Source organism: Phyllobacterium sp. YR531 (assembly GCF_000282595.1).
Lineage (GTDB): Bacteria > Pseudomonadota > Alphaproteobacteria > Rhizobiales > Rhizobiaceae > Phyllobacterium.
Map to the genome: position 1 here is coordinate 88,498 of NZ_AKIZ01000003.1, position 12,247 is coordinate 100,744.

Annotated in this window: 9 protein-coding genes; 3 read left to right on the forward strand and 6 right to left on the reverse strand. The window is 51.0% G+C overall.

All coding sequences use genetic code 11. From position 1 onward, the window contains the following. Position 1: 1 nt before the first annotated feature. From PMI41_RS01670 to PMI41_RS01685, 4 genes are all read right to left on the reverse strand, one after another. Positions 2-979, reverse strand: coding sequence for an ABC transporter permease (locus PMI41_RS01670; RefSeq protein WP_008121097.1), 978 nt, complete (start codon positions 977-979; stop codon positions 2-4). Further along, positions 976-1,968, reverse strand: coding sequence for an ABC transporter permease (locus tag PMI41_RS01675; protein WP_008121100.1), 993 nt, complete (start codon positions 1,966-1,968; stop codon positions 976-978). Before PMI41_RS01675 ends, PMI41_RS01670 begins: the two co-directional genes overlap by 4 nt. Beyond that, positions 1,965-3,497 (reverse strand): sugar ABC transporter ATP-binding protein, encoded by a 1,533-nt coding sequence (locus tag PMI41_RS01680; protein WP_008121101.1) that lies wholly within the window; start codon positions 3,495-3,497, stop codon positions 1,965-1,967. The genes PMI41_RS01675 and PMI41_RS01680 overlap by 4 nt, the downstream gene beginning before the upstream one ends. 66 nt (positions 3,498-3,563) lie before the next feature. Beyond that, positions 3,564-4,544 (reverse strand): ABC transporter substrate-binding protein, encoded by a 981-nt coding sequence (locus PMI41_RS01685; RefSeq protein WP_008121103.1) that lies wholly within the window; start codon positions 4,542-4,544, stop codon positions 3,564-3,566. A 264-nt stretch (positions 4,545-4,808) separates the two neighbouring features. Between PMI41_RS01685 and PMI41_RS01690 the strand changes: the two genes are divergently transcribed. Continuing rightward, positions 4,809-5,849, forward strand: a complete 1,041-nt coding sequence (locus tag PMI41_RS01690) for a LacI family DNA-binding transcriptional regulator (protein WP_040853465.1) — start codon at positions 4,809-4,811, stop codon at positions 5,847-5,849. Positions 5,850-5,854: 5 nt separating this feature from the next. Here the strand turns inward: PMI41_RS01690 and PMI41_RS01695 are convergent, their stop codons facing one another. Next, positions 5,855-7,204 (reverse strand): sigma-54 dependent transcriptional regulator, encoded by a 1,350-nt coding sequence (locus tag PMI41_RS01695; RefSeq protein WP_008121107.1) that lies wholly within the window; start codon positions 7,202-7,204, stop codon positions 5,855-5,857. Positions 7,205-7,206: 2 nt separating this feature from the next. Continuing rightward, a complete protein-coding gene (locus PMI41_RS01700) occupies positions 7,207-9,042 on the reverse strand; it encodes an ATP-binding protein (RefSeq protein ID WP_162130111.1) in 1,836 nt (611 codons plus the stop codon). 268 nt (positions 9,043-9,310) lie between these two features. On the opposite strand from PMI41_RS01700, the gene PMI41_RS01705 reads away from it, so the two are divergent. Next, on the forward strand, positions 9,311-10,645 hold the full coding sequence (locus tag PMI41_RS01705) for a dicarboxylate/amino acid:cation symporter (RefSeq protein ID WP_008121112.1): 1,335 nt from the start codon (positions 9,311-9,313) through the stop codon (positions 10,643-10,645). A gap of 87 nt (positions 10,646-10,732) precedes the next feature. Further along, entirely contained in the window at positions 10,733-12,229 is a 1,497-nt protein-coding gene (locus tag PMI41_RS01710) for an argininosuccinate lyase (protein WP_008121113.1), read from the forward strand. Positions 12,230-12,247 lie beyond the last annotated feature (18 nt).

A 12,247-nucleotide genomic window follows, 5' to 3' on the forward strand; every position in this document is an offset into this window, starting at 1 on the left:
ATCAATGATCCTTGGCAGCTACGCCGCCTCGCGAGGCAAGTTTAGCCTGCAGGATCACGACAACCAGCAGAAACAAGCCGCGAATAACAGACTGCCAGTACGCGGACAGGGATATCCAGCCTTTCCCGTTTTCGAAATTCAGGACATTAAACAGAATACCGAGCAACAGCACACCAGCCAATGTCGCACCGACAGAACCCACACCGCCCGTAAGCAGCGTTCCGCCAACAACAACAGCAGCAATCGCAAACAATTCCCAGCCGACGCCCTCAATAGGTTGTCCGGCACCAAACTGCGATGCGAGAATGACACCTGCCATTCCCGCCAGGCCACCACTTGCAAGGTAAACGAGAAATTTGATGCGGTCGGCAGGAAGACCCATGAGACGCGTAGCATCTTCATTTCCGCCTACGGCGAGAACACCGCGACCTGTGCTTGTGAAATTCAATATGACCCAGCCTACAATATAGGCAAACAATGCAATCCAGGCAGGTATGGGAAAACCAAGAAAATTGTCCTGCCCCAGTGTGGTAAAACCACTCTCATAAGAAACGGAAACTGATTGATTGTCTGCAAGGAGCAGGGCTGTGCCGCTTGCAGCCAACATCATCGCTAATGTCGCGACAAACGGCATAATCCGCAATCGCGTAACAAGGATCGCGTTGATGAGCCCAACGCAAAGCCCCGCACCTACACCAGCGCCCAAACCTATCCAGACTCCATGGGGACTGGCCAGTGCGGCAACCACGCTTCCAAGCGCAGCCGTGGACCCCACAGACAGATCAATACCACCTGTCATGATGACAAAGCACATACCGAGTGCGACCAGCGCGAACATTGAATTGTATCGCAGTACGCTTGTAATGTTGAAAAGACCCAAGAAATAATCATAGCGCGCCCAGCCAAACAGGATCAGCAAAAGCAGGGCAATAACAACGCCATAACTTCCGAGTATTTTGATAAGTTTAACTTGGGTCATGCATGTCTGCCTTGCTGCTGTATCCACACGGCAAGTACAATTATTCCTGCTTTGACAACCAGCGCAGCAGCATCCGGTACGCCATTGGAAAGAAGCGTGTAGCGTACCAGCTGAATTGTCATGGCACCCAAGAGTGTGCCGATAATTGTGGCTTTACCCCCGCTGAGAAGGGTACCGCCGACAGCGACGGCAGCAATGGCGTCAAGCTCCATTCCGAGACCAACAAGATTTGCATCACTGGATGAGTTGATTGCTATAACAATCAACCCTGCAATACCTGCGCAAAGACCACTAATGCCGTAAACGATGAGCTTGACTTTCGAGACAGCTATTCCGGACAATTCTGCGGCACGTTCATTGCCACCAATAGCGATGATCTGGCGCCCAAATACCGTGCGTTTTAACACCCACGCGGCAATGATGACGATGATTGCCATCAATATGACTTGCACCGGGACGCCGAGAATTCGTCCAAGTCCAATAAACTGGAATTCCGGCACCCGGAATGTCTGGAGATTGCCATTTGTCATGACCTGCGCGATGCCACGACCTGCTATAAACAGGACCAGCGTGGCAACGATCGGCTGGATTCTGAAACGCGCAATCAGCCAACCATTAAAGAGCCCGAATATACCAGCAATCAACACCGCAATGATCATCGCCGCCGCTACTGCAAGATAGATGTTCCCGATTGGAAGAATCTTTCCCAGAAAGATCATGGGTGCCAAGGCACCGGAAATAGCCATAAGAGAACCGACTGACAAATCAATGCCGCCGGTGCCGATAACCAGCGTCATGCCGACTGCAACGATTACAATCGTACAAACCTGGGTAAGATTGACGTTCACAGTCTGCATTGACGCAAAGTTACGCGTGAAAATCAGATTGAAAACAATCAGTAAGGCCAGAGCAATCAATGTTCCGTAGCGTGCCAGGAATTCGAAAGGATCAAAAAGACGTTGCTTCGGCTGGGCCGTAAGATCGGTCATGCTGGAGTTTCCTCGATCCGAGGAGCACTGCCTTCTGCCATGGCAGACATCAGCGCCTCCTCTGTTGCCTGATCCCGATCAAACTCCGCAACACTTACACCTTCTCTCAACACAAATACCCGATCAGCCCCCTCCGTTACTTCTTCCAGCTCGGAAGAAATCATCAGCACAGCAAGACCCTGATCAGCCAAAGACTTTACAAGAGACTGAATTTCACCCTTAGCGCCAACGTCAATTCCACGCGTGGGTTCATCCAATATGAGCAGCCGCGGATTCATTGCGAGCCAACGTGCCAACAATACCTTCTGCTGGTTTCCACCGGACAATTCACGAACCTTCTGATCCGGCCCGGAACACTTTATACCGAGCTGTCTGATGAATTTTTCAACGATCTCCCGTTGGGCTTTTTCATCAATGATGCCGGATTTCGCCAACTTGGGCATGAGCGCCAGCATCATGTTCTCGGAAACACTCATCTCCGGCACAATACCTTCGCTTTTCCTGTCTTCAGTACAAAAACCCATGCCAGCGGCAATCGCATCCGCAGGTTTTCTCGGGTCATAGGCTTTGCCATTGAATTGCATTGATCCGGCACTTGGGCGGTCAATTCCGAATACCATGCGTGCAGTTTCCGTCCGCCCCGCGCCTAACAATCCGGCAAAACCCGCGATTTCACCGCTGCGGACATTGAATGTCACATCCTGGACGGACTGGTTCACCGCAAGATTATCTGCAGCAAGCAGAACCTTTCCAATGTTCTTTTTGTCTCTGTCACCGAAAGCAGTAGCATGACCGTCAGTTCTTTCAATGGAACGTCCAAGCATTGAAGAAACAAGACTGATCTTGTCGATCTCGTTCATGGCTGCAGTCGTAATGGTTCTGCCATCACGCATGATCGTAACACGATCGCAAACCGCATAGAGCTCATCAAGCTTGTGGCTCACGAATACCACTGACACGCCTTCATTTTTGAGTTGGCGGATGACATCAAAGAGTACGGAGACTTCCCGCTCATCAAGCGATGAAGTCGGCTCGTCCATAATGACAAGCTTCGCCGAAAATCCGATAGCTCGAGCTATTGCCACCATTTGCTGCGTAGCAGTGTTAAATTCCATCAGCGGACGGCGCACGTCCAGACGCACGTTAAAGCGCTGCAGCAAAGCTTCTGCTTCTTTGTGCATCCGTCGCCAATCGAGTAATCCATAGCGGCGAGCTTCCCGGCCAAGACAAATATTTTCTGTTATGGATCGGTAAGGGACGAGATTGATTTCCTGATAAATTGTACTAATTCCACTGGCCTGCGCCTGCTGCGGCGAGGAAACCTCAAACGGCTTGCCCTCAAATGTAACCTCCCCGGAATCGCGTTTGTGATAGCCGGTAAGCACTTTGATAAGAGTTGATTTTCCTGCACCGTTCTGACCGATCAACGCGTGCACTTCACCGTGTTGTACAGAAAAACTGGCTTCGGAAAGCGCAGGAATTCCGGCGAAACGTTTATCAATGCCGGTCATCGACAGAAGGGCAGTCATGTCAAATGATCTCCAAGCGCAAGGAACGCCAGCGCCCTCAATTAGAGCGCTGGCTGAAGGGCAATATCAATAGGCCGTGCCAAGTAGTTCTTTTGCGTTCTTGGAATCGTAGAACTGATCCGGGTTAATGATCTTCTCCGGAATTTTATCGCCATTCGCGTAAGCGACTGCCGTGTCAAAAGCCTTAGGTCCGAAACGAGGATTACACTCGACGACCGCTGCAATCTTGCCGTCCACTACACCTTGCACAGCTTCTTTGCCGCCATCGATTGAAAGTACAAGAATATCCTTGCCTGGCACCTTGCCGGCAGCCTCAATCGCGGAAATCGCACCGATCGCCATTTCATCATTGTGGGCGTAGATCACGTCTGCATCCGGATGCGCCTGAAGCAGTGTTTCGGCAACCTGGCGCCCTTTATCACGAGCAAAATCACCCGTCTGCGACGCCAGTATTTTGAAATCAGAGTGTTTTGCAATCACATCATCAAAGCCCTTCTTGCGATCATTTGCGGGCGATGATCCCGTGCTGCCTTCCAGCTCGATGATTTTGGTTTTTCCGTTGCCATTGGCCACGAGCCAGTCAGCGACCCGTTGACCTTCTTCAATAAAGTCAGAGCCAATGAAGGTCACATAATCTTCACCCGCCTTCGCAAGCGAAGGATCAACACTACGGTCAAGCAGGATCACCGGAATACCGGCATTTTTCGCGGCCTTGATAGCCGGGATCAATGGCTTTTCCTCGCGCGGCGCCAAGAAAATGAGATCCACTCCCTGAGCGATCATCGAGTTTACGTCAGCGACCTGCTTGGCAGCAGAACTTGCAGCATCCGTATAGACGAGCTGCCAGCCACGTTTCTTGGCTTCTTCCTGCATGCTGGCGGTCTGCGCCAACCGCCATGGATTGTTGCTCTCAGTTTGAGCAAAGCCAACCTTGTATGTGTCTTTCTTTTTGAGCGGTGGTGACGCAGCAAATGCGCTGCCCGCAACCATTGTCGCGGCTAGTCCGATAGCCGACGTCAATAACAGTGTGCGACGGGTAACATTCATTGAAATTTCCTCCCAGAAATTTAGAGCAAGTTTAAGCTCGTGGCGATCCCACTACAACGATCATCGTCATTTATAAAAATTAGTCAATAATTATTTATGTTGATTAGTCGAACAATCTCCTCCTACTATCGGCACGTAGAATTTGATCCTGTTTATGCAGAGGCGGTGTTGCAGATGAATAATACAGTGGAGAAAAAGACCACTGGAAAACCCGAGCGCGCAAACGATGCGAAACGGCGTAAACGCATTGGTAAACGCGTTACGATGACAGATATTGCACGCGTCGCTGGATGCTCTCAAGCGACAGTCTCTTTTGTTCTTAACAAGACGCCCGGCATCAAACTGGCCGCCGAGACGCGTGAGCGCGTTATTGAAGCAGCTCGTTCACTCGGTTATGCAGCTCCCAATTTTGCGCATCTCGATATAGTCAATGCATCTGCACCAACGACAGACGGGAAAATAGGGTTTGTTGTCGACCAGTTGGCTACGAGCCCTGAGGCCGTCGTTGCCATAGAGGGTGCCCGTCAAGCCTCATGGAGTGCTGGCAATATCATTCTGGTCGCCCAAACGCTCAATGATCCCGAGATGGAACCGCGTACAATTCGGGCTCTTGCAGAACAGGGCATATCTGCTCTCATCTACATGGCAATCTTCACGCGCGAAGTAACGTTGCCTCAGGCCGTTTACGACCTTGATGTGCCGGTCATTCTGTTGAACTGCTACAGCACAGATCACGCATTTCCTGCAGTTGTCCCGAGTGAAATTGCAGGAGGGCAACATTCGACCCGCCATCTAATTCAGCACGGCCATCGCCGTATAGGTACGATCACTGGTGAACCTTGGATGGAAGCTGCAAAGGATCGTTTGAAAGGCTATCGTCGCGCTCTGGCAACCGCTGACATTCCTTTCGATCCAACCTTGGTCATAGAAGGAGATTGGTCTGCAAGTGCGGGATACGAAGCGACAAAAAAACTACTCATGTTGAAAGAACGGCCAACAGCCATTTTTTGCCAGAACGACCGGACAGCGATTGGTTGCTATGAAGCGTTGAAGGAAGCCGGAATGCGTATTCCGGAAGATATTTCAGTCATTGGTTATGATGACGAAGAAATTTCCCGGCACCTTCATCCGCAACTGACAACCTCCGTTCTCCCGCATCGCGCTATGGGACGCTGGGCAATTGAACAGCTCGAAAGTCCCATAAACTTCACGGGGGCACGCCATTCGATCACCAAGCTGGAATGTCCATTGGTTGAGCGTCTTTCAGTAAGTGCATGCACTGATCCGATAGCGCGTTTCGCGTAATATTCTTACTTGTCTGCAACATAGTCTGAACGATCGATGCCATGGCGCTGCAGTTTGTCGTAAAAGGTTTTGCGGGGAATCCCCAGCGCTTCGATTGTCGAACGCACATCCCCGTTGGTTGCCGACAGTGCACCACGGATAAGCTTTGCTTCATATTGTTCCATAGCTTTTGGCAAGCTGGACGTATCATTTAACGGGTTTTCATCAGGCTGCGTTATCTCGACTGTTTGTAACCCCAAAGCTGTACGTTCGGCAAAATGCGACAACTCCCGCACGTTACCTGGCCAGTCATGCTCAACAAGATAGGCGCGGAGTGCTGCCGTAATCGCAGGTGGCTCCGATTTGAACCGTGCGGCGGCACGGTGCAAAAAATGGGTGAACAGGAGCATTATGTCATCGCGGCGCTCGCGGAGGGGAGGGATTGAAACAGTAACAACGTTAAGCCGGTAAAAAAGATCTTCCCTAAAATTGGCACGCTGCTCCGCGCTGCCCAAGTCAACCTTCGCTGCAGCAACGACACGCAGATCTACTTGCCGGTGATCGTTGGTTCCCAGCGGTGTAATTTCGCGAGTCTCCAAAACCCGAAGAAGCTTTACCTGTGTGGAAAGCGGCATGCTCTCGATTTCATCGAGGAACAAGGTGCCACCACTTGCATGCTCGATCCGGCCTACACGCTTCTTTTGAGCACCTGTAAATGCACCGGCCTCATGCCCGAAAAGCTCACTTTCGATGACAGTTTCAGGCAATGCTCCACAATTAAGGGCAACAAAGTTTCCTGTTTTGCGCCTGCTCCACTCATGCAAGAGACCAGCCACCACTTCTTTGCCTGTACCTGTCTCACCGGCAATCAAAACATCTACATCGGCGCTTGCCACGTGGCGTAATGTTTTCCGAAGATTCTGCATGACAGGCGTCTGACCGATCAGCGGCAAGGTTTCGTCAGAGCTCTCCATTGCCAGCCTCAACTCGCGATTTTCCATGACAAGCCGACGTTTTTCCAACGCTCGCAATATGCTTTGTACGAGTCGATCCGCCGGATAAGGCTTGGCGATAAAGTCGTAGGCACCTTTATGGATCGCTTCCACGGCCATATCGATATCGCCGTGTCCGGTGATAAGAATGATGGGCAAATCCGAGTCTGTTTCTCGTAAACGGCGGAAAAATTCGAGCCCGTCAATGTGGGGCATCCTGACATCGGTAACGACCACACCCGGAAACTCCGGCGTTAAAGCCCGCAACGCAGCGATCGCATCTGAAAATGGGTGTACCGTAAAACCTGCAAGCTCGAGCGTTTGGCAATTTGCAGTACGAAGATCGTTATCGTCATCAACAAAGGCAACATGATTTACATCCATTTTCAGACCACCTTTCTCAGATGCACTGTAAACTCCGCTCCAGCAGAACTGCTTTCAACTTCAATGTGCCCTCCATATTCGGCAACAATGTCATGGCATATCACCAACCCAAGCCCCAATCCCCGGTCTTTCGATGTATTGAACGGTGTGAAAAGCATCTGCATGATCGAATCCGGTATTCCCGGTCCGTTATCAGCAATGGTCAACCGCACTTCCTCATCATCAATCGCGCAACGCACGCTGATCCTGCTCGCGGGACCACCCTCTGTAGCCTCAAGGGCGTTCTGCATCAGGTTGATCAAAACCTGCTCAAGCCGAATACGATTGCCATAAACCTTGACATCGGCAGGCGGCATTTCGGTCAGTATTTGTCCCGCACGCTGGCGAAATCTGCTCCCTAAAAGCAGCATTGCGCCTTCAATGATGTCTACCACATTAACTGGCCCTGACTCTCCCGTGCCTTTGCGTGAAAACGTTCTAAGCTCGTCGGTAATACTTCCTATCCGCTCCGTAAGACCAGCGATCGTCTTGAGATTATCCCTTACCGATGCAACTTGATGCCGATCCAAAAACGTTGCGGCATTATCCGCATAGGATCGAATTGCGGCGACAGGCTGATTGATCTCATGGGCGACACCTGCAGTCACCTGACCAAGGATTGCCAAGCGGTTGGCCTGCACAAGCTCCAGTTGCACCGTCTGAAGTTTTGTTTCCGTTTTTTGCCTCTCTTCGGCTTGCATAACCAGTTCCGCATGCGCTGTGCTTAGATCGGCGGTACGCGCCTCGACACGACGCTCAAGTTCAAGCCTTGCCGCTTCCTGTTCGCGCGCGCGCCGCAGAGCCAATCCACGGCGGCGCAGGAAAAAAGCCGTCAGTGATAATAGCGGAGCGAGAAAGAGCAACGTCACAACCTGTGCGTTACGGACTGACTCTGTTACTGCTGGCGTCGCCGGTGTCAGTGACTGAAGTTTCCAGCTTGTGGTGGGGACTTGGGTTTGAACCCTCACGAATTCCCTTCTAGACGTCGCACCCGGCAAACGTGCCCTGACGATATCCGGTTCCGCCTGTGAGGTTGAGGGAACAATATCCAATGGCGTCAGCGACGCACCACCGAATTGCAGACTTTCGCGAAGCGGACCCATGCGATCAGCCGGAATTACGCCCTCGGTCATAAACCGCCAATCGGGAAAACTGGTAACAAGCACGATGCCACGCTGATCAACTACAAATGTTGGATCGCTGTTACGACGCCAGTCAGCCTCAATCTCATCGAATTCCAGTTTGACGACGATGACGCCAAGAACCCCAGTTGGACCGTCAATGCGTCTTGAAATGTAGAGGCCGGGCCGCTTGCTCACAGTTCCAAGTGCATAATGTTCCGCACTGCCGTTTCTTACCGCACGCGTATAATATGGCCGGAAACTGTAATTGGTTCCTACGAAGCTTATCGGTTCATTCCAGTTGCTTGCTGCTATGGCCAAACCACCTGCATCAAGCAGATAGATAACGGCCGAGCCTGTTCCCCCAATAAGACTTTCCAATTTGCGATTAAGAAGCTGCAGCACGCTCTCGCTTCGTGTTGAGAGGGCACTTATGACATCGCGATCCTGGGAGAGAACAAATGGAATTGATCTCTGCTTTTCGAGAACCGTACGCAGAAGCACGGCATTGAGTTCGGCGGTATTTCGGGCCCGATCAGTGACGGTCTGGTATCCCCGCTGGCGCCCGTAATCTGCAGCTGCGAAAAGCGCTGCAATGATAATTACCGCCGCTACAGCAACCAATGCGACATTGATTGCCCAACCAGATCGAAGGGCTCGATAGGATGTTCGGGGCAAATTTTCTGTTTCTTCTCCCATACGTTAAGTGTGCATATATCCGCACAAAACTCAACATGATTGAGCGGCATACCGCACAAACAGTCGCCTTTCAAATCTGACACTATATAAAATAGTAAAGTATTTTCAATAGCTTAAAAAGAAAAATATCAACTGGCACACGCCTTGCAAATACCGGAGCAAAGGACGGTAGGCCCGCCCTTGCAACTGAGCCTGGGAGGCTAACAGGTTGAACCTGTCAGACGAGGCTCGCATCATGGAGGAAGTCATGAGTCCGGTGACAATAAATACAAGCACTGCTAGCCCGCAGCCATCAAAGAAAATTCCAATCTACAGCCATCTCTACTTTCAGGTGCTTGTTGCGATAGCCATTGGTATCGCGCTTGGACATTACTATCCCGATATTGGTACCAGCATGAAGCCACTCGGCGATGCTTTCATCAAGCTGGTGAAAATGATCATCGCTCCAGTAATCTTTCTTACAGTATCTACCGGCATCGCCGGAATGAGCGATCTCAAAAAAGTTGGCAGGGTCGCCGGCAAGGCGATGATCTACTTCCTGACATTTTCTACACTCGCTTTGATTGTCGGGCTCGTCGTTGCCAATGTGGTGCAGCCAGGCGCCGGTATGAACATTGATCCCGCATCACTCGATCCGAAAGCTGTGGCGACCTATACACAACAGGCGCATGAACAGAGCATCATCGGTTTCCTGAACAACATCATTCCGACTACGATTGTCGGCGCTTTTGCCTCGGGCGATATCCTGCAGGTCCTGTTCTTCTCCGTATTGTTCGGCCTATCATTGGCTATGGTCGGCGAAAAGGCTGAACCTGTCACCAACTTCCTGCTGCTGCTTTCAGCCCCGATCTTCAAGTTGGTCGCCATTTTGATGAAGGCCGCACCTATCGGTGCATTTGGAGCGATGGCATTCACCATTGGTAAGTATGGTATCGGTTCCGTTGCTAATTTGATCATGTTGATTGGCACATTCTATCTGACGTCTCTGCTGTTCGTCCTTATCATTCTTGGTGCCGTCGCCTGGTATAACGGCTTTTCCATCTTAGCGCTCATCCGTTACATTAAGGAAGAATTGTTGCTTGTGCTTGGCACAAGCTCTTCAGAGGCGGCGTTGCCGACCCTGATGGCAAAAATGGAAAAGGCAGGCTGCAAGAAATCTGTCGTAGGTCTTGTCATCCCAACCGGCTATTCGTTCAATCTCGATGGCACGAATATCTATATGACGTTGGCGGCTCTGTTCATTGCACAGGCAACAAATATTGATCTTAGCCTGTCGGACCAAGTTCTTCTTCTGCTTGTAGCAATGTTAAGCTCCAAGGGTGCCGCAGGTATCACTGGTGCCGGCTTTATTACTCTTGCAGCAACGCTGTCTGTCGTACCCGCCGTCCCTGTTGCAGGTATGGCGTTGATCCTCGGTATCGACCGCTTCATGTCCGAATGCCGTGCATTGACCAATCTTGTTGGCAATGCCGTAGCAACAATTGTTGTAGCCCGTTGGGAAGGCGAGCTGGACAAGGACAAGTTGGCTCAGGCTCTCAATGGCGATTTTGCCGATGACGACGCCTTGGCTTTGGCGAGCTGATCATTCTGATCGCAAATCTAACAGACAGTTCTGCGGAGCACCAAATTTTCTGTAGTCTGGTGTCTCCGCAGACATTGGGAGGTATTCATGAAAAAGATTCTTTACGCACTGACATTCGCTGCGGCGATGAATAGTGGTGTAGTACTTGCTGCAGAGAAAACCCAAAGGGATGAATTCTTCTGGTTGGGGATGATCAATAAGGCAACTATTGTCATTAACTCCGAGGAAGGTCTGCTCGATAAAGCTCTCACTCCCAAGATCGCTGCCGGCCTTGAAAAGGTGCTAGTGGACGGCAATGCCGCGGGAGGAAAGCGGCCATCAACCGTAATATCGTTCGAACCATTACTTATTGATGCGGCGGGCCCGGAAGTTACGTTGATCCATGCCGGCCGCTCAAGCCAGGATATGCATGCTACATTCAGGGCAGCCATCCTGCGGGATGATCTGCTGAGACTCGCGCGCCAGTTGGATAAGACAACGAGTGTTATGGTTGACCTCGCAGAGCGTCACGTCGATACGATTGTACCCAACTATACCAATGGCGTCGCAGCACAGCCAAATAGTTTCGGGCATTACCTGCTTGGTCATGCTGCAGGTCTTGAACGTGATGCCCAGCGCATCAGGGAAACCTATGCCCGGATTGACAGAAGCCCTATGGGTACAACTGTGCTCAATGGAACGAGCTGGCCCCTTAATCGAGCCCGCATGGCTGATTATTTGGGTTTCTCTGGCATCGTTGACAACGCCTATGATGCCTCGCAAATCTCGTCGGTAGATGAACCGGTAGAAGTAGGAGCGATTGTTACAAGCATAGCGCTCCATACGGGACAGTTCATCGAAGATATCATGACGCAGTACGCGCAGCCGCGCCCGTGGATATTGTTGCAGGAGGGTGGAAACAACACTTATGTATCCAGTGCAATGCCTCAAAAGCGTAACCCTGGAATTCTGAATTCCACGAGACAGGATGCGTCAACGGCTGTAACTTTGGCCTTGGGACCTGTCATCCAGGCGCACAACATCACCCCCGGCATGTCTGACCCAAAAGACGTGGACGCCAATACCGAGGTTGTCGAAAGCGCGATCAAAGCTTTGAAGGGTTGGGAGAAAATACTCGGTTCACTTGTCATAGATCCAGACCGCTCGCTGGAAGAACTGAACAGCGATTGGACCGCCTCGCAAGAACTGGCCGATGTTTTGATGCGTAAATACAAACTGCCATTCCGGGTCGGACATCACTTCGCGTCTGAGGTTGTAGACTTCGCCAAATCGAAGAATATCAAACCACTCGATTTTCCATATGCGGAAGCAAAAAAGATATACTCCGAAGCGGTCAAGGGTACTGACTTTGCAACAGAGCTACCTATGAGCGAAGAAGAGTTTCGCTCAACACTCGATCCTGTCGCAATCGTGAGAAACCGAGCTACCGTCGGAGGTCCACAGCCAAAAGAAATGGCGCGTATGATTAAGGCTGCCAAGGACAAAATCGCGAATCAGGATGCTTGGGTGAATGATAAGCAACAAGTAATCTCAACCGCCCTAGAGCGCTTGGATAACGATTTCAACAAACTGTCGGCGAAATAGCTACGCGAACTTAAGGAA